The organism is Limnothrix sp. FACHB-881, from assembly GCF_014698135.1.
In the GTDB taxonomy this organism is placed as follows: Bacteria; Cyanobacteriota; Cyanobacteriia; order CACIAM-69d; family CACIAM-69d; genus CACIAM-69d.
Genome location: NZ_JACJSN010000001.1, coordinates 462,327 through 480,643 on the forward strand (window position 1 = coordinate 462,327; position 18,317 = coordinate 480,643).

General features: G+C 54.7%; 19 protein-coding genes and 1 riboswitch. Of the genes, 8 read left to right on the top strand and 11 right to left on the bottom strand.

Annotation, left to right across the window (positions count from 1 at the left end; all coding sequences use genetic code 11):
• Nucleotides 1-63 precede the first annotated feature (63 nt).
• From H6G52_RS01980 to ccsB, 3 genes are all read right to left on the bottom strand, one after another.
• Complete coding sequence (locus H6G52_RS01980) at nt 64-1,950, bottom strand: chromosome segregation ATPase (RefSeq protein ID WP_190526059.1); 1,887 nt, start codon at nt 1,948-1,950, stop codon at nt 64-66.
• A gap of 69 nt (nt 1,951-2,019) precedes the next feature.
• Nucleotides 2,020-3,753: a glycosyltransferase 61 family protein gene (locus H6G52_RS01985; RefSeq protein WP_190526061.1), complete on the bottom strand. Its 1,734-nt coding sequence runs from the start codon at nt 3,751-3,753 to the stop codon at nt 2,020-2,022.
• A 23-nt stretch (nt 3,754-3,776) separates the two neighbouring features.
• Nucleotides 3,777-4,787, bottom strand: a complete 1,011-nt coding sequence (gene ccsB / locus H6G52_RS01990) for a c-type cytochrome biogenesis protein CcsB (protein WP_190526063.1) — start codon at nt 4,785-4,787, stop codon at nt 3,777-3,779.
• A gap of 317 nt (nt 4,788-5,104) precedes the next feature.
• Between ccsB and H6G52_RS01995 the strand changes: the two genes are divergently transcribed.
• Together H6G52_RS01995 and H6G52_RS02000 are read left to right on the top strand one after the other, a co-directional pair.
• Nucleotides 5,105-5,473 (top strand): hypothetical protein, encoded by a 369-nt coding sequence (locus H6G52_RS01995; protein ID WP_190526065.1) that lies wholly within the window; start codon nt 5,105-5,107, stop codon nt 5,471-5,473.
• 130 nt (nt 5,474-5,603) lie between these two features.
• Nucleotides 5,604-5,987, top strand: a complete 384-nt coding sequence (locus tag H6G52_RS02000) for a hypothetical protein (protein WP_190526067.1) — start codon at nt 5,604-5,606, stop codon at nt 5,985-5,987.
• Between the two features lie 108 nt (nt 5,988-6,095).
• On the opposite strand, the gene psaK is transcribed toward H6G52_RS02000, so the two are convergent.
• Entirely contained in the window at nt 6,096-6,371 is a 276-nt protein-coding gene (psaK, locus tag H6G52_RS02005) for a photosystem I reaction center subunit PsaK (RefSeq protein ID WP_190526069.1), read from the bottom strand.
• A 497-nt stretch (nt 6,372-6,868) separates the two neighbouring features.
• Here psaK and H6G52_RS02010 point away from each other — a divergent pair, with 497 nt between their 5' ends.
• Nucleotides 6,869-7,558, top strand: a complete 690-nt coding sequence (locus tag H6G52_RS02010) for a phosphoribosylanthranilate isomerase (RefSeq protein WP_190526071.1) — start codon at nt 6,869-6,871, stop codon at nt 7,556-7,558.
• Nucleotides 7,559-7,566: 8 nt separating this feature from the next.
• On the opposite strand, the gene H6G52_RS02015 is transcribed toward H6G52_RS02010, so the two are convergent.
• Both H6G52_RS02015 and H6G52_RS02020 read right to left on the bottom strand, forming a co-directional pair.
• Entirely contained in the window at nt 7,567-9,657 is a 2,091-nt protein-coding gene (locus H6G52_RS02015; RefSeq protein WP_190526073.1) for a PAS domain S-box protein, read from the bottom strand.
• A gap of 61 nt (nt 9,658-9,718) precedes the next feature.
• Nucleotides 9,719-9,880 (bottom strand): hypothetical protein, encoded by a 162-nt coding sequence (locus H6G52_RS02020; RefSeq protein ID WP_190526074.1) that lies wholly within the window; start codon nt 9,878-9,880, stop codon nt 9,719-9,721.
• Between H6G52_RS02020 and rlmN the strand changes: the two genes are divergently transcribed.
• The 4 genes from rlmN to H6G52_RS02040 all read left to right on the top strand — a co-directional run bounded on the left by rlmN (nt 9,879) and on the right by H6G52_RS02040 (nt 14,692).
• On the top strand, nt 9,879-11,021 hold the full coding sequence (gene rlmN / locus H6G52_RS02025) for a 23S rRNA (adenine(2503)-C(2))-methyltransferase RlmN (protein ID WP_190526076.1): 1,143 nt from the start codon (nt 9,879-9,881) through the stop codon (nt 11,019-11,021). The two genes, H6G52_RS02020 and rlmN, sit on opposite strands and share 2 nt — an antisense overlap.
• An 89-nt stretch (nt 11,022-11,110) precedes the next feature.
• Nucleotides 11,111-12,298 (top strand): ATP/GTP-binding protein, encoded by a 1,188-nt coding sequence (locus H6G52_RS02030; RefSeq protein WP_190526078.1) that lies wholly within the window; start codon nt 11,111-11,113, stop codon nt 12,296-12,298.
• Nucleotides 12,295-13,119: a DUF3226 domain-containing protein gene (locus H6G52_RS02035; protein WP_190353868.1), complete on the top strand. Its 825-nt coding sequence runs from the start codon at nt 12,295-12,297 to the stop codon at nt 13,117-13,119. Before H6G52_RS02030 ends, H6G52_RS02035 begins: the two co-directional genes overlap by 4 nt.
• A 124-nt stretch (nt 13,120-13,243) precedes the next feature.
• A riboswitch (cobalamin riboswitch) is annotated at nt 13,244-13,416 on the top strand.
• Between the two features lie 136 nt (nt 13,417-13,552).
• Entirely contained in the window at nt 13,553-14,692 is a 1,140-nt protein-coding gene (locus tag H6G52_RS02040) for a sirohydrochlorin chelatase (protein ID WP_190526080.1), read from the top strand.
• Nucleotides 14,693-14,833: 141 nt separating this feature from the next.
• Here the strand turns inward: H6G52_RS02040 and rpsR are convergent, their stop codons facing one another.
• The 4 genes from rpsR to H6G52_RS02060 all read right to left on the bottom strand — a co-directional run bounded on the left by rpsR (nt 14,834) and on the right by H6G52_RS02060 (nt 16,699).
• Nucleotides 14,834-15,049, bottom strand: a complete 216-nt coding sequence (rpsR, locus tag H6G52_RS02045; RefSeq protein ID WP_099532992.1) for a 30S ribosomal protein S18 — start codon at nt 15,047-15,049, stop codon at nt 14,834-14,836.
• Between the two features lie 152 nt (nt 15,050-15,201).
• A complete protein-coding gene (gene rpmG / locus H6G52_RS02050) occupies nt 15,202-15,396 on the bottom strand; it encodes a 50S ribosomal protein L33 (protein WP_099532991.1) in 195 nt (64 codons plus the stop codon).
• Nucleotides 15,397-15,555: 159 nt separating this feature from the next.
• The gene (locus H6G52_RS02055; RefSeq protein ID WP_099532990.1) at nt 15,556-16,101 is read right to left on the bottom strand and encodes an RDD family protein; all 546 of its coding nucleotides are present in this window, start codon (nt 16,099-16,101) and stop codon (nt 15,556-15,558) included.
• Between the two features lie 175 nt (nt 16,102-16,276).
• Nucleotides 16,277-16,699 carry a biopolymer transporter ExbD gene (locus H6G52_RS02060; RefSeq protein ID WP_099532989.1) on the bottom strand — a complete coding sequence of 141 codons (423 nt, stop codon included), beginning with the start codon at nt 16,697-16,699 and terminating at the stop codon, nt 16,277-16,279.
• Nucleotides 16,700-17,008: 309 nt separating this feature from the next.
• Between H6G52_RS02060 and H6G52_RS02065 the strand changes: the two genes are divergently transcribed.
• Entirely contained in the window at nt 17,009-17,539 is a 531-nt protein-coding gene (locus tag H6G52_RS02065) for a peroxiredoxin (protein ID WP_190353863.1), read from the top strand.
• 272 nt (nt 17,540-17,811) lie between these two features.
• Here H6G52_RS02065 and H6G52_RS02070 read toward each other — a convergent pair whose 3' ends face one another.
• Nucleotides 17,812-18,198 (bottom strand): hypothetical protein, encoded by a 387-nt coding sequence (locus H6G52_RS02070; RefSeq protein ID WP_099533033.1) that lies wholly within the window; start codon nt 18,196-18,198, stop codon nt 17,812-17,814.
• Nucleotides 18,199-18,317 lie beyond the last annotated feature (119 nt).

An 18,317-nucleotide genomic window follows, 5' to 3' on the forward strand; every position in this document is an offset into this window, starting at 1 on the left:
TAGCCAAAACTGCACAGCCAAAACTGCACAGCCAAAACCGTGACCTGATGGGCTTCGTCGAGGTTAGGGGCTGGCTGGCGCAGGCGAGATCCACCGCTGCCAAGCACTAATTTGGGTTTGGGCGGCCTCGTAGGTGGTGGCTGCCCGGGGAATGCGGCGAGCCAACGCCACCGCACCGGGTAAGTCGCCGTTGGCCGCCTGCTGTTGGGCCAAAGCTAAAAGCTGCTGGCTCCAGCGGGCAATGTTACCGTCAGCCTGACTCCGCCAAGGGCTGTTGCGTTTGACCCGATCGGCCAGCAGGATGGCGCTCACGAGGCCGTCCGGACTGTTGGCGGTGGCGAGCTGTTGGGCCTCCGTGAGTTGTTGTTGATCTTGGCGCTGGGTTTGCCAACGGGCGATCGCCTGTTGGGCCTGGCGATAGAGCGATCGGCCACTGGCAATTTGGTTCGCCATGTCGATCGCCCCCGCGAGGTCGCCCCCCCGAGCCAGCTCCTCCGCCTGTTGCAAAATCGGCTCGTCCTGTCGCTGTTCCAACTCCGCTCGCCAAGCGGCCACCCGACGACGGGCATCGGCAGCCAAAGGGCTTTCCGGTTCAATGCGCTGGGCTTGGGCGATCGCCTCGGCCCAACGCCCCTGACCGGCCAGGGTTTCCGCTTGATCCAACAGGGGGCGATCGCGCAGTTCTTGAATTTGACGGCTCCAGTTGGTAATTTCCCGCCGCGCCAGGGCCGCCAAACCGCTGGTGTCCGGAATTTCCTGAGCCTGGGAAATGGCGTTGGTCAAGTCTACCAATGTGCCCGATTGGGCTAACTCTTTTGCTCGCTCCAACCGCGCTGCATCTTCGCTGTCCCGTCGCCATTGGGCAATTTGGGCTTGGGCCCGTTCATAGAGGGGTCGCCCTTCCGGAATTTTGCTGGCCTCCTCGATTGCCACTTCCAAATCCTTAGGCGTGCCCCCTTTGGCCGCCGTTTCCGCCGTTGCCAGGTTGCGTAAATCTTCCGCTTGGGCCCGCAACGATTCCCGATCGGGCAGCAAATCCGCCCACCGCAACGCCGCCTCTCCATTACCGCGATCGATACTTTTCTGGGCTAAGGTCAGCACCTGTTCCGTTAAATCCGCGATTGTCTGTTGCGCAAGGGGATAAAGTCGCCGCCGCGCTTCAATGCCCCGCAGCAGTTCAAAGGCCTGCTCAAAGCGATCGGGATTGCCGCCTTTTGCCAGCGCCAGGGCCCGGCGAATCCGTCCATCATCCTGGCGCGTTTCCGCAATCAGCACCCGCAGCTCATCGTGTTTGACCGTTGCCCAATAGCGCAGGGGGCCACGCACCAGCCGGTTAGCATTCCCGATCGCCGCATCCCACTTGCGTTGGTCGATCGCCCCAATCACCGCGTTATAAATGCCTTCTGCCTCCCGCCAGTCCCGCTCCCAGTCGGCCATCTGTGCTTTCACTTGGCCGTGATTGGGAACCGTTGTTGGGATCTGACGAGCAATTTTCAGCGCCTCTTCCAAGTTGCCCGCTTGCACGGCCCCATCCGCCAACCGCAAAATTTCCTCCACCCAAGCGACTAAGTAGCGATTCGCTTGGGGGCGCAATTCGTGATCTGCCGGGAGCACCTCCACCAGGGCGATCGCCTCCAGCAAATCCCGCACCGTCCGCTTGTTGGCCGCCACTTCCGCGCAGTAAAGGCGCATGGAAGCCGAAGCCAGCGGCCAAAAGATGGCGGGGCAGTTGGGCAAGGCCGGAACCCGCAACAACAGGGCGATCGCCAGGGCCGTTACAACCAGCAACGCGCCACCAATGGCAGCCGACAGCACCAACCAAGAACGATGAACAGGTTTGGGCGAAATCACAGTGACGCACTCAGCAAGGTTTGGATCGAACGAGTCGATCGCGTCCCGAATTTTAACCTTAGTGGAGAGACGACGGGGATCGCAATCAGCCAGGGGCATGGGCGATTTGCACGCAACCAACGGCTAGCCAAGACCACAATACCCATCAAAAAATTTCGTTAAACAAACTCAATTGGAGGTGATCAAATTCTGAAGGGCTTGCTCCAAAACGAAGGGCGAAATTTCTAAATCATGATAGAAACTGATTTCGGATAAGGGTGATTGATCATCCAATGGAACAGCATCCCCGACTAAATAGGAATACTGAAAATCTAGTTGACCACTCAATCGCCAATAGAAATGGCTGACATAGCTCGGAGCAAAAAATTCTAAAATACGACTTTGAGGCTGGCTAAAAATCATATTAGTAAATGCTGCGCCATGGGGGCCAATGATGACTGATGCCTCGGCAAATAACTGAATTTGCTCGGTAAAAGAGAGTCCTTCGGGAACTGACTCAAATCCCCGTTTCTGAAGTACAGGCCATAGCTGATTTTCATTCAAGATACGGCGTGCGTGCGATCGCCCTAGATATAGCCGTCTAGATTGGAGACGATTTGGCGAAGTTTTAGCTAAGAATATTTGACGCAACTTCTGAAGGCCTTCTCGGCGACCTTCAATTAGACCGCTGGCGTTGAAGGTTAACAGTAAGTCAGCTTGTAAATGGGGAATGTCTTGGCTCGCAAGAATTTGGCTACGTGAAATGCCTAAGGACTCCAAGCTTTGAATCTGAAATGGTAAATAGTCTGCATCAAAATACCAATAGTCAATGGATTTCCCCATGCTTTGGGCAAGATCTAAAAGATCGATCGCCTGGGGCAGAAATTCCGTGACCCAGTGAAAATAATTCTCTGTATGTTGTTTGGCAATGACGGCGACTGTGCCTTGGATGGGTTGTGGGGCAGGCAACCGATGGGAGGTGGCGATTAAGTGCTCCACCCCGATCGAAAGACCATCCACAACTGCTCCATCCCGATCCCAAAACACCCGATTGTAGGCATCAACCCAAACCCGGCCGTTGCTCAAAGCCCAACATTGTCGTGGCAGTTCTTGCAGGGGGCTGATAGCTGGGAAAGTGGCTGTGGGGCGATCGCGCAAAATGGATCGCGGCTCGGGTAATGCGTAGGGAGCCACTACGGGCCAGATCGCTAGTGGTTTCAAGCCCGCCGAGTCACTGGCGGCTAAGGGCACCCGGGTGATCGGGAGTGGGGAACGGGGTGCAAATTCGTCCAGAATGCTGGCGGGCACCAACCGACAAAAACAATCTTTCGCTTCTTCGGGGCGATCAAGGGCCGTTAGGGCCTCAAACAACAGGTTATAGGCAGCGTTATGGGCCGGTGCAATTTGCAATGACCAAAGACACCAGCGGGCTGCGAGGGTTGCATTGCCCTGGTGGATTAATTGGCGAACTTCGGGAATGAGCCGTTTCAAGGCAGCTTGCTCGAAGGCGGCGGCTTCGGTGGGTCGATCGCGCCGCCGCAGCCAACGACTCAGATCATCGAGGGTTTGCAGGGAAATGAGGGTGGGGTTCAGCGCGATCGCGTTCAGGAACTGCTCGATCGCCCCATTGTGTTCCCCCAGTTCCCATTGGAGTTTGCCGAGTTCCCAATGGGCGATCGCCATTTGGGAGGGCTGGGGCAATCCTTGGGCGATCGCCTGGTTCCAGGCTTGGACGGCCGCTGGTCGGCGATCGGCTCCCCGCAGCGACTGGGCTAAGGAACCGTAGGCCAGGGCGGAATCAGGGGCCCACTGGATCGCCTGTCGATCGAGGGTGATCGCCTCTGGCCAGTTGCCCTGCTCACGACAAGCAGCCGCTCGATCAAGCAGCCGCTGCAGGTCTGGGGTGAGGTCTGATGCCGCCACAGGAACTAGCCGTTGATTAACCCTTAAAAAAACCAGCCGTAGGAATGTAGGCCCTTGCCCAGCAGGTTCACGCCCAAATAGCAAACCCAAACCACCACAAAGCCCAAGGCGGCCAGGATCGCCGGTTTGCGGCCTTGCCAGCCCTTGGTTAAACGGGCGTGGAGATAGGCAGCGAACACCAACCAGGTGATGAAAGCCCAGGTTTCTTTAGGATCCCAGCTCCAGTAGGATCCCCAAGCTTCGTTGGCCCACACGCCACCGGCAATGATGCCAATGGTGAGCAGGGGAAAGCCCAGCCCGATCGTCCGGTAGCTGATGTTATCCAGGGTGTCCGCCAGGGTCAACCGTTGGGGCGACAGGTTCAGGGCGGTGGTGCTGTCAGTGGCGGGGCGATCGAGCAGGGCAACCCCGCTGGCTTCACCCCCGATCGACAGGGCGGCCGGTGCTTCAACGGCCGCCGTGCTGACCGCCAGCCGCGCCACCTTATCCCGAAAACTGCCCGTGCCCACGGAGCTACCGCGCAGGGTCACATTCTGCCCCTTCGTCACAATCAAAAAGGCGATCGCCAGCAACGACCCCACCATCAGGGCCGAATAGCTGAGCATCATCACGCTCACATGCATCATCAGCCAGTTGGACTTCAGGGCCGGAACCAACGGCTCAGCGGCCTGCATATTGTCCGGAAGGGACAGGGCCGCAAAGGCCGTGATCCCCATGGCCACGGGAGCTGTGACAATTCCAACCCAGCGGCTGCGGCTGTTGCGTTCGGTCAACAAATGGACAGCCGTGATCCCCCAAGCGAGGAAAAACAGCGATTCATATAAGTTGCTGAGGGGGAAATAGCCCGCCTCAATCCACCGTGCGCCCAACAATGCCGCCATGCAGAGGTTGGCGATCGCCATGCCAGCCGTGCCCAAGGATCCCAACAGAATCCATTGGGGAAACGCCGCCCCCACCCAATACAGCAGCATCGTCACCAGCAGGATGCCAAACGATGCGTTATCTAACCAGGTTTGCAGTACAACCAAATCCATAGCTTACGGCGGGTTTAAAAGCCCCTAGTAATCCCAACCATCCACCCTATCAACTCCCGATCGATTCCGTGCAAGTTTCGGCAGCGACGGCGGTTGACCGTGGCGGGATGTTGGGTTGGGGAAACGATTCGATCGCGGTGTTTTCTTCTCTATCGATTTTAGAGAACTAGGGAGCCAGAAAGTCTGGTCTTGGGGGGCAATCACCTTTTGCGCCGCCGAACTGGATCTTGGGGCCTGGCCGATCGGGGCCGGTAAACTAACAAACAAGCCCCTGATTGCTGTTCCCAATCGCCCAACCAGTCAGGCCATTCCGACCCATGACCCCCTTTTTTCCCGATCGCCCCGAGCCGTCTAACATGCCCGAACCGGAACCACCCCAGCCCCCCCAAGCGCAACAGACCGCCCAAAAGCGGGCGATCGCGTTTTTAACCCTGGATATTCAGCGGGTGAAAGCAGCGGCGACAGAATTGCTCGAAAAGCTAGAAGCGGTGCGAACAGGGGAACTAGACGGTTGGGAGCGGTTGGGTAATGCCTATTGTTTGAATCTGTCGGGCGATCGCGCCACGATTGAAGACACGGTGGATGACGAATCGCCAAGTTGCACCCTGTCGATCGAGGAATTTGCCCAACTCGTTCAGGATTGGATTATTGATCTGGAGGCGGATGAAACGGATGAGAATTTCTGATGGCCGCCAGGGACTAATTCAGTAAAACTTCGTAACTAGAATGTCCTTTCCGCCTTCTCTGCCCTGGCTCTCGCTTCGGCAATTTTGGTTCTGTTTTCTGAGCTATTTACTCTTGAGCACTGTCCTGTTCATGGGTAGCTCGTTTACCATGCTGGCTTGGATTGTTTATCTATTTTTTCTCTTGCCATTCTATGGATTTTTAATTCTGTGGCTGGCAACCTTAACCAGTCGATATCGTGGATATCGGTTACAGGTCAAGCCATTGTTTTTAGTCTTGGTTCTGGTTAGCCAAATTTTGGCAATTATCGTGAGTCCGGGGAATTGCTATGGCTTCAAGCAAGGCAATCAATGCTATAGCCTGGCTCAGGTTTGGTGGGGAAATTTAGGCGAAATCAGCTCTCAAAATCAACCGCCCCATTGGAGTGCGATCGAGCAATCCTTTTTGCCCTTTCTGGTAATTTACGGTTTTCTGTTAGTGCTATCAATTAGTACGCTCAGGCGGTCTAGTCGATAAACAAGGGGCTTAAGATCTTGGTTTTAAACCCCTTGTTCTGAAAATTGGGTGGAAATTTTTGCGTGATGCTAACGTGCGGTTTTAAAGCCGACGTTGAGCAACTAAACCCTACAGCAAACCAGCGTTAGCCAAACCCAAAATCATCCCTGCTCCCAACAGGTGACCAAAGCTCGCGGTTGCCAACAATTCCGGAATCCCAAACCCGGTGAAAATGGCAGGCAAAGGCAAGGGCAAAGTGGGGCCAACGCCGCGCTTTTGAATTGCGTAGTAACCAATCACGATCGCAAACACATTGCAAGTGATCATGATGATCCCCACATTGGGCGACCATTCCGTGGTGGTGGCGGCGGCCAAAAGATTTTGAATCGTGAATAGATTAAACAAGGGTCGTTCCTCCAAGGATTCAGAATGCTAAAGCCATCAATTGCTAAAGCCATCAATTGTTGAGGATAATTAACAGAAATTGCCCAAGAGCAAAGCGTTAAAAATCCAATGGAAATTGATATTGTAAACAGGTTGTGAAGGAATCGGGCTGCTGGGAACTGCTGGTTGGATCAAAAATGGGGCCAATGATTGGTGCAAATTCATGACTCAAATTCATGACCCATTGATCGGTCATTTTGATCGGTCATTGACGGCTCATGGATAGCTTATGACTAGCTCAAATTGCCATGAATGAACCATTGCAGCCTGCTGACTCCCCGCAGCGGAAACCGGCCAAATTATAGAAACCCGATCTCAGGGGTAGACAGCCCTGTTATTAAGACTTAACAGAAGTTTCGGTAGACTTTAACAGTACTCAACATTGCCAACCTTAGGGTTTTTGGACAACAAAGCCCGATCACAACGCTCAGGCTTGGAATTTTTCGGAATTTTTGCTGATGCTCGTCAAAATTTGCGGACTGAAGGATCCTGACCAAGCGGTGGCGATCGCCCGTTTAGGCGCTTGGGCGATCGGGTTTATTGCTGTGCCCGCTTCGCCGCGCTATGTCAGTCCGGCGCAAATGCGCTTGGTAAGCGATCGGCTGGTGGCGGCGGGCTGTGCAGTGGAGCGGGTGGGCATTTTTGCGAACGCGGATTTGGACACGATCGCCGCAACCGTGACCACAGGCAACCTGACGATCGTGCAACTGCATGGGGATGAGTCCCCGGAGTTTTGCGAAGCGGTGCGATCGCGCTTGCCCCATCAAACCCTTTGGAAAGCGCTGCGGGTGCGATCGGCGGAAACCCTTGATTTAGCAGAAGCCTACGCAACGGCGGTGGATGCTCTGTTGTTGGATGCTTACCGGCCTGAGGCCTTGGGCGGCACGGGCCACACCCTCGATTGGCAGCGGTTACAAGCTTGGCGATCGCCCTTGCCTTGGTTTTTGGCGGGTGGCATTACCCCCGATAACGTGCTCCAGGCGATCGACACCCTGGCCATGGCTGCCCCGATCGGGATTGATCTGTCGAGCGGGGTGGAGCGGGGGCCCGCTGATAAAGACCTGGAGCAGGTGGCTCGGTTGTTTCGGGTGTTGCGCCAGCGGTTGCCCTTGGCCGCGCCGGTCACCGATCGCCCCTTGGAGTCTTAAGGGCTGGGCTAATCGCTACCGTCGTCACCGGCTGGGCCAACGGGATGATAGCCGGTGAACTCGGCCACGATCGCCCGCAAGGCTTGATGATCCAGCGGCTTGCTGAGATAGCCCTGCATCCCGGCGGCTAAACAGCGCTGGCGATCGTGCTCCATGGCCAGGGCCGTGGCCGCCACCACGGGTAAATCCTGCCAACGTTCATCACTGCGGATTTGCTGCAAGACCGCCAGCCCGTCCATGTCCGGCAGTTGGATATCCAGCAACACCAAATCCACCGGGTGACTGTCTAGCCAATCGATCGCCCGCCAACCGTCTGGGGCGATCGCCACGCCACAACCCCAACTGCTCAACAGGTCTTGCAGCAACTTGGCATTGGTTGAATCGTCTTCAACAACCAAAATTTGCGGTGGCCGGGCCTGTTCCGCCGCCATCACGCGTGCCGCCGATGCACCGGGTTGAATGGCCGGTGCGGGCGATCGACCGGGAGGCACAAAGGTTAAGGGCAACCGAATCGTGAAGGTGCTGCCTTGGCCCAGCTTGGATTCAAAGTCCACGGAGCCGCCGTGCAATTCCGCTAACTGTCGGGTGAGGGACAGGCCCAACCCCGTACCCTGGTGCCGACGGGAGAGGGAATTATCCAGTTGATGAAAGGGCTGGAACATGACGGCGCGGGCTTCTTCGGGAATTCCGATCCCGTGATCCCACACGCAAAAATGCACGTAGCCGCCTCGCTCGATCGCCTCAAGGCCAATTTCGCCCCCCTCATGGGAAAACTTGACCGCATTACTGAGCAGGTTCAACAGCATTTGGCGCACACGCACCTCGTCGGCCATCAGGGGTTGTAAGCGCTTGGGAATTCGTTTGCGGATCCGAATATCCCGATCGGCCGCCTGTTGACTGACCAGGGCCAACGCCGAATCGCAAAGGGTGGGCACATCGATCGCCTCGATCGCTAGCTCAATTTGGCCCGCCTCAATTTTGGACAGATCCAACACGTCATTAATCAAACTGAGCAGGTGATCGCCACTCTTGCGAATTTGCTCGATATAAACCATCTGTTTTTCGTTCAGGGGCCCATAGAGCTGCTGCTTCAGCAGGGAAGAAAAGCCCAAAATAGCCGTCAGCGGTGTGCGCAGCTCATGGGACATGTTGGCCAAAAAGGCGGATTTCAATTGGCTGGCCCGCTCCAACTCCAAGTTTTTGGCCGCCAACTCCGCTTGGGTTTGCTTTTGATCACTGATGTCGCGGGTAACGATCGAAAAGGCCACGGGACGGCCCTGCTCGTCGGGCACGGGCCCCACCGAGACCAACGCAGGGAACCGATCGCCCCCTTGGCGCTGGCAAATGACTTCCCCGCTCCAACCGCCGTCGATCGCCTGCTGCACCAGCCAATGCACTTGTTTTGTGCCCGCTTCTGGATAAAAAGCTGCTGCATTTTGGGGGCGGTTGGGCCCCGTGATCCAACCAAAAACCCGATCGGTCGCTGGGTTCGCATAGATTAAGCCCCCCTGCAAGTCCGCGATCGCGGTGCTGTCGTGGGTTGATTCCAGGGCCCGCACAAACATCTGCACCTGCTGTTCTGCCTGCTTGCGATCGGTGATGTCCCGCGCAATGCCCAAGCCACCAATCAACTCTCCCCCCGCATAGAGCAAACGCCCATTCACCTGCATGTGAATTTCTCGACCGGCGCGATCGAGCAGCGCAAACTCAAAATCCATCAGTTCGCCCGTGTGCAACAGGTTGGCAAAGGCCTGGCCCGTGGGTTCCTGAAAAGCCGGAGCCACAAAGTCCATGTAGGGGCGGCCGCGCCATTCGCCCGGTTCAATCCCCAACAACCGCTCTCCGTAGGGATTAATAAACACCAGTCGCCCCAGCAGATCCACCGCATACACCATGTCATTGGCGGTTTCCACATAGGCCCGAAACAGCCCCTCGGAGTTAAAGGGATCCACTTCTGTGGGTTCCTGCGTCCGATCCAAGTTGATGCCGTAGGGCTTGGGCGGCGGCCCGGCGGTTGGGCGATCGCGCCATTGGGCCAGTTGTTGTTCCAGCTCATGCACGCGCTGCTGGAGGCGGGCGTTTTCGGCTTCGAGGGTCATGGAGAGACGGGGAAGAAACAAACAACGGGGCAATCATCGATCAGAGTCGCTACGATCTAAGCTAATACAGGCTTCGATCGACCCCTAATCGGCTACTGAATCGCTTCACGATCGCCCGCTGTTGATCCGCCCAATTTCCAAACCCCCATCCCCGATCGCCCGCTTGGCCAGTGGCGACGGCGCATGGGAGTTTGTTCGGCCCTTTGTCCTGAGACTTGACCATGGCTCCCGCCCCGATCGCCCTGAACACCGCCGCCCAAACCGATTCGCAGATTTTGCAGTCCCGCCCCGATCGGCAGCCCCTGCCGCCGCTGTTGGGTGGCTCCCTCACGGAACTCACCCAATGGGTGAAAGACCAGGGCCAGCCCGCCTATCGTGCCAAGCAGTTGCACCAATGGATCTACGAACGCGGGGCCCGATCGCTGATGGATATCACCGTCTTTCCCAAAAACTGGCGGGAAGCGGCCGCCGACATCCCGATCGGTCGATCGGAGCTGCACCACCGCTCCGAAAGCCATGACGGAACCGTGAAATTCCTGCTGAAAATGACCGACGGGCAAATCGTGGAAACCGTGGGCATTCCCACCCGCGATCGGCTGACGGTTTGCGTCTCATCCCAAGTGGGCTGCGCCATGGCTTGCGATTTTTGCGCCACGGGCAAGGGCGGCTTTGTGCGCAACCTGTCACGATCGGAAATTCTGGATCAGGTGCTGACTGTCCAAGAAGACTTCGATCGCCGGGTCAGCAATGTGGTGTTTATGGGCATGGGCGAGCCACTGCATAACCCCGCCGCTGTGCTGAGTGCAACGCGATCGCTCAACCAAGACATCGGCATCGGCAAGCGCTACATCACCATTTCCACCGTGGGCATTCCCGGCCGAATTCGGCAACTCGCCAACGAACGGTTGCAAGCCACCTTGGCCGTCAGCCTCCACGCGCCCAACCAAGAAATTCGTGAATCGATCGTCCCCAGTGCCGCCCAATACCCGATTGAAGAGCTGATCGAAGACTGCCGCGACTACGCCGCCGAAACCGGCCGCCGCGTCACCTTTGAATACATCCTGTTGGCGGGGGTCAACGACAGCCGCGACTGTGCCGCCGAGCTAGCGGAGTTGTTGCGCGGATTCCAAGCCCACGTCAACCTAATTCCCTACAACCCGATCGCGGAGGTGGACTACCAGCGCCCCGACCCGATGCGCGTGCGGGACTTCATGCAAACCCTGGACGATCGCCGCGTCGCCGTCAGTGTCCGCCGCACCCGGGGCCTGGAATCGGACGCAGCCTGTGGCCAACTCCGCGCCAACCTAGGCAAAACCACCGGCAAAATCGGCCGCTTTGGGGGCGATCGCACCCCCCGCCGCTAAAATATCCAAGCCAGGAATGGGGTTAAGCTAAAAGCAAAACCCCTATTCCGATTCGTACAGCGCTGAAAGTCCTTTCAGTCAAAAACTTTATGGCGAAGAATCATCTAGACAACCTAACTATCCATAAATTCCGAGGACTCCGCGATCTAGAACTCAAAGATCTCGGTCAAGTCAATCTATTAGTAGGCGAGAATAACTGTGGTAAAACCAGTGTCCTTGAAGCTGTCAACCTTTACTGCAATCCATTAGACCTACGGGAATGGATTTCTACTATCAGAAGACGAGAAGGTGACGTGCTGCGTTTCGCTTCATCACCTATTGAGTTACTGCAATGGATATTCGCATATGAGATTGATTCAGATCAAGAAGTCATCAATCAAGGGAAAATCTCTATTGATGGACTGGGAAAGTTTATTGTCAGAAACTTGGATGTATCTTGTGAAGCGATTGAAGAAATTCAGTTAACTGGATCTGATGAAGAGCAAAGTCCTTCGTCTGAAGACGATGTAATGTATGACGGCAAAGGATCTGACTTGCGTCGCGGAATTGAACTAAATATCAATCTAAGTATCGAAAGTGAGCAAGTGCAGCTATGGAGTCAATTCAAGGAACTGGCTCCTGTTAAAATTCAGTTATGGGAAAATCAAGCACTACGATTAGGCTCTGCAAAAAGTAAATCCTATAGGCTCTCAACATCAAATATTACGCTACCGTCTCATCGTTCCGAAACTGCTCAGGCTTTGCTCTATTCAGCAGCAATGTTTGATGAATTACAAGAGCATATCAAGCAAGATATCGTAGATATAATGCAAGAACTTGATCACAATATACAAGACATCTTAATGGTCTACTCTCGCCCTCAAGGTGAGGCTACATCCCGTAGACCAAAGCTACACATTCGCCATACAAAACTTGGACTTGTCCCTGTCAGTATCTTTGGTGATGGGGTTCGCCGATGGCTACATATTGCTCTGACAATTTTTCAAGCCAAAAATGGAATTTTATTGATTGATGAGATTGAGTCAGCTATTCATACAGAGGCTCTTCAAAACATCTTTGCAATGATTGCAAAATGGTCAAAAAAACTGAATGTTCAAGTTTTTGCTACAACACATAGCTTGGAAGCGATCGATGCCATGATTGATGCTGCTGATTCAGCATCAGATTTGGTTTTATATCGATTAGAGCCAACTGAGACCAAAACCAGAGTTGTCCGCCACGACTGGGAGCGCCTCAAGCGCTTGCGTGAAAACTTGGGTCAGGAGGTGCGGTGGTGAGTCAGCAACACTTCCTCATTGTTGTTGAAGGTAATCACGATCAATCTTTCATTGGGCGAGTTCTACAAAAAGCACTTAATTTTCGTAAGTTTGATGGCACACATCAACAGTTAGAGGAAGTCATTGAGCTAGACCGGTTCTGGCGAAAATTTATCCCGCGCTATCCAGTAGGTGACGGAAAAGTTCATGAAAGATTGAATCCACCCTCATTTTTCTATAGCAAGGATCGAAGAATTTGCGCTGGTATATATGCAGGTGGTGGTAGTAGTTTAGTCAGCAATCTTGAACTACAACTCGCAGATAATTCAGGTTATCTCGAATACTTAAGCGGCTTTGCCGTTATTGCTGATTCTGACAAGAAAGCTGTACATAAAGTAGCCAATGACTATTCTGAGAAACTGGCAGATCTCTTTCCAGGATTCGAATTAGCAAAAGACTGTATTGGTCAAGTCATCCAAAGTTCGCCAAGAATGGGTATCTACATCCTGCCTAACAATAAAGATCAAGGCGTTTTGGAACATCTCATTACCCAGTGTGGCAGCCTTGCTTATCCAAACTATATGGACAAAGCAGAGGCTTATATTCAGCAGTTTCTAGATGAAGACAACCAACTCTTAAGTCCATATACTCATCTCAAATGGAAACCATTTGATCGAGAGAAAGCGCTGATTGCAACTGTTGTCAGTGTTTTGCAACCGGGTTGCACAAACACGGTCAGTATTGCTCAAGACAAATGGATATCCCAGGAAACACTAGAGCAAGTGCCAGATATGTTGCAGCTTGTGCAATTCCTCAAAGAGTTGCTGGGGATTGAGGATTGAATTTTCGCGAGTGAACGCCTTAGCTATGCTGAAAGCGGAAGGGTTTGAGGTCGATCGCCCGTGATTGCCATTGTTCCAAATACTGACCCGGCTGGCCCAGCAAGCTCCGATCCCCAGTGGGGGCAATGTACCAGACCGGGCAAGGTGCTAAGGTATTTCGGCAGCTTGGTGGGAAATGGCGGTGAAATTCCGCGACTGTGCCGCAGCCGTGATTGGTGGGGCTGTGCCAACAAATATGCTTAGCCAGCCCTGAGCAAACCATGAGTCGGAATGCCTCCAATCTGCTGGGGCGATCGCGCTGCTTCCCTGTCCTGTGCGAGTGGCATTCGATCGGCTGTGAGCCATTAAAAACGCGGAAACTGATCGCCCCGTCAGTTCAAATCACCCATTCCCTTAGACCCTCGGCGATGCACCGGGGCGCGAACTGAAATCCATGCTGAATGTGTCTGTTAAGTCCGCTGAGTCCGTTGAAGCGATCGCCCCGTCTACCCCTGACAAGTTTCCGCTGCTGTTGATTGGTCACGGCACGCGCGACGACGATGGCCGCCGCACCTTCATGGAGTTTGTGGAAGCCTTTGCGGCCTATGACACCTCGCGGCCCGTCGTTCCTTGTTTTTTGGAGTTGACGGAACCGTCGATTCAAGAAGGGGTCGATCGAATGGTGGCCATGGGCTACCAAGAAATGACCGCTCTGCCGGTGTTGCTGTTTGCGGCGCGGCACAACAAGTTTGATGTGACCAATGAACTCGATCGCGCCCGGGCCCGCCATCCGGGGCTGAAGTTCCACTATGGTCGCCATTTTGGTGTGGCCGATCGATTGGTGGAATTGTGGCGATCACGCTTGGATGAACTCGATCGGCAAAGTGAAATCCCCCGCGATGAATCAGTGTTGCTGTTCGTGGGTCGTGGCGCTTCGGATCCCGATGCCAATGGCGATGCTTATAAGTTGGCGCGGGTGCTTTGGGAAGGCAGCGGCTTCAAGGGTTTGGAGCTGTGTTTTAGTGGCATCACCCATCCGCGTTTGGATGCGGGTTGGGAACGGGCTTGGACTTGGAACCCCAAACGGGTGGTGGTGTTGCCGCACTTCCTGTTCACGGGGGCACTGATGAAGCGGATTCACGGCTATTCCGACCAAGCACGGCTCGATCGCCCCGATGTGCAAATCCAATCCCTGCCGGAAATTGGCTTAGATCCCGTCTTGTTTGAGTTGGTGAAGGAGCGGGAACAGGAGGCGATCGCCGGTCAGGTGGCCATGAACTGCGAGCTATGCAAGTTCCGCCGGGCCGTCAGCCGCAATCTGTTGGGCTTGGGTCAGGATGATGGCGAGGCGATCGCCCCGGATGCGCTGGACAGTGGGCATCATCACCACGATCACGGCCATAGTCACGATCACGGCCACGTCCATGGCCACGATCACGGGCATCATGCTCACAGCCATGGGCACAGTCATGATCACGGCCACAGCCATGGGCATGGACACGATCATGGGCATGGGCATGGACACAGCCACGACGCACCCGATCCCTACGCCACCCAAAACGACTATCACGAAAAGGCTTGGCGAGTTCCCTAGGGTTGGATTCACGGATTTTGGATACGGCAAAGGGGCGATCGAACTAGTCGATCGCCCCTTTTAAACACCTTAAATACAGCGTTTCTAGGCAAAAGGTTTAGAAAAACCCAAAGGCTTAAAAACCAAATGCCAAACGGAGATCTAGGCTTCTTTGTTGATGAATGGCAGCAGGGCCAGGATGCGGGCGCGCTTGATGGCTACAGCCAAATCGCGTTGTTGCTTGGCCGTCAGACCGGTTACACGACGGGGCAGGATTTTGCCGCGCTCGGTGATGAAGCGACGCAGCAGATCAACGTCTTTGTAGTCGATCGGCTCTTCGGGTTTGAGGGGAGAAACGCGACGACGATAGTAAGCCATGGTGATTCGCTAAGGATTCAGGGGTGATTCAGGAAAAGCGGGCGGCTCGGCTTGGAAACAGCCGATCGCACCGAGTTCGTATAACGAGACTGCACAATCCGCAACCGGTGCGATCGAGCGCTCCGGGCAAGGACTGGGTTATGGGCGAAAAATTACTTAATTTCGCGGTGCACTGTGTGCTTGTTGCAGTGGGGGCAGAACTTTTTCAGTTCCAAACGCGCGGTGGTGTTGCGGCGGTTCTTTTGGGTGGTGTAGCGCGACACGCCGGGCGAGCGCTTGTCGGTGTTGGTGCGGCACTCGGTGCACTCCAGGGTGATCACGAGCCGTACGTCTTTACCTTTAGCCACGGTGGGAAACTCCTAATGGTTCGATCGGTGCAAAGGGTTTGCGATTGGACGATCGTGCGCCGCCGCATTGGCACTGGGCAAAACAGGCGGGGGGCGATCGCCGATCGAGCAGAACTGCTGATTTTGTCCGCAAACGGATTCGGGCAGTTTTGCAGCACTCTATCTTCGCATAAAACGCTCAGTTCGATCGCGCAGGAGACGATACCACCGTTGCACCTTCAAATCTAGGGAAAACCCCCGAGAAGTTTGCACCACAATCGACCCAATCAGGCGATCGTGAAAGGACTGTTGTTGGCGGCTTTCGTCCGTAGCCGTCACAATGCCATCGACAATTGCCGGAGCCAAACAAAGCAGCGCCACCGGGTTCACCTGCGACAACAGGGACAATCCCTGCAAGGCCAGCCAAGCTTCAATGCCCACGATGCCCTCCCGTTGGGTCAGCTCCACCATCGTTGGCAGGCGGCGGGTGCGGGGGTTCACCAGTTTGATATCCATGGCCAATCGCCCAATACTTTGGCCGCGATTATTGGCTACCATCACCACCCGCACCAGGAGCCACAGGATCACAAAAACCGGCAGTTCAAACCCGGCCCCCAACAGGCTGCTGAACAGTCCCGCAATGACCGCATCGATCGCCGTGGCCACACCACGCCGCCACAGGGGCACACGGGGAAGGTAAGGAGCAGGTTCAAGGCGATCGCGCATGGCAGGTGAGCCTAAACAATGAGGAGGAGGGGGAGATCTAATTCAGAATCAACGCATCAGAATCAGCGCAGTGGTCTGCTGCGATTCTCCCCAAATAATGCCATTAATGCCATGGCTCGAACTGTCATGGCTTGGATTGTCATGGCTCGGAATCCCAAGGCTCAGGCTCTTGGGGTTAGGGGTTGCCCGATCGCGTCGCGATCGCCAATTGCAGGTTGGGGATTTGGCGCAACCGATCCATCACTTCCACCACTCGCCCGTGGCTCACGGCTCGATCGGCCTCAATGGCTACGGTGCGCATGGGTTGGTCTGGGTTGCGGGGTCCCAACTTTGCTTGCACCAGGGTGGGTAATTGTTCGATCGGGATCGGCTGTCGATCGACTGCCAAATTTCCCGCCGCATCCACCGTCACCACTGGCATTGACTGGGTTTGGGCTTGGCCTGTGGCGGCGCTGGGCAAGTTCACCGGCAAACCACGCGATCGGGTCAAGAAAGCCGTAGCCACCACAAAAAACGCCAGAATCGCAAAAATCACGTCCACCATAGGTGTGACGTTAATTTGAAGGGGCGGATCATCATCCGAATCCAGAAAATTCATCACCTGTGCCCCAATTTCAATAACTGCAACGAAATTTAGTCCCGATCTGTTCGCCTATGCTGGCGGTGCCCATGCTGGGAGTGCCCATGCTGGCAGTACCCACGCTCGCAACGGTTAAATCAGTTGAAATTAATGATTGCACTGCGTTGATTTTAGCGACTACCCCTCCTTAGATCGGTTATAGGCGCATCGATCGCCGACCAAGAGCGATCGATGGTCAAATTCTTCCCTTGTCAAATCATTTCTTGTAAGTCATAATCATTATGAGTTTAGGCAAGATTCCATCTCACCCATAAGGAAGTCACCACCATGCTCGATCGTGTCCCCGATGTTGTGTTCAAAACCCGCGTCCGCGATGAGTCCGTGCCGGGCCCTAACCCCTTCCGTTGGCAAGATCTCAGCACCCAAGACCTCTTCGGTGGCAAGCGTGTTGTGTTGTTTTCGCTGCCGGGTGCTTTCACGCCCACCTGTTCCACCAGCCATCTGCCGCGCTACGAAGAACTCTATGAAGAAATTAAGAGCCTAGGTGTGGATGCGGTGGTTTGTTTGTCGGTGAATGATGCCTTTGTGATGTTTCAATGGGGCAAACAACAAAACGCCCAGAATGTCTTCTTGCTGCCCGATGGCAATGGGGAATTTACTCGCAAGATGGGCATGTTGGTAGACAAGTCCAATCTGGGTTTTGGGATGCGTTCCTGGCGCTATTCCATGGTGGTCAATGACGGCGCGATCGAAAAGATTTTCATTGAACCTGGCTATGGAGACAATGCTCCCAGCGATCCTTTTGAAGTTTCTGATGCTGATACGATGCTGGCTTACTTGAAGTCGGTGCAGTCATAAAAACTGCTCGATCGACTCAATTGATCAATTCAACTGATTGGATTAACTGGATCGATTTGATCGGCTTGATCGATCGAGCGGCTTAGCTCAATTAACCCATGTCATCGAGGAGGGGCAAGTTAAAAGACGGGCCCCTCTTTTTGCTGTCGTTCTTGCTGCTGTTTTTGCTGTCGTTTTTTCTGTTAGCTCGGGATGGTTATGGCAATTAGATAGGCATCTTTGGGTTAATTCCAAGACTCATCCCAAGGGTGGGTAGCCATCTTGGCGACCCATTAACGACGCACGCGAGCAGTGAACCCTGCTGCCTTAAATTGCTTGAGCTGGAGTGGTTCCGGTTGGCTGACGGGCACAGAAATCCGAAACTCAAATTCGCTCACGCCGGGCGGAATTTGCTCGATCGCGCCCAAACGAGTGCGATTTTCCATAATGGAATTATCCGTCGCGTCATAGATTCGCCCAAAGATATCCGCATCAAACACCGTTTTTCCCGTGGTGTTGTTTGCCTTGCCATAGACGATGAAGCATTTGGCCGGCAGCGTTGCGCCACCAGAGGTGACGGCCCCAGCGGCCACTTCAGCCGGACATTCCCGATAGTTCAAATCCGACAGCTTGATATTGGTGAGGGCTTGGGCCGCACCAGTGGGAACCATCAGCCACATCAACAAGCCCAACAGGCCGATCGCCCCGCATTGTCCCAGCCGTTTGCTCAGTTGCTGCCCGATCGCCCGCAATAAACCTGAAATTTGCATGATTTTGATCGTTCGGAGGAGATTACCAA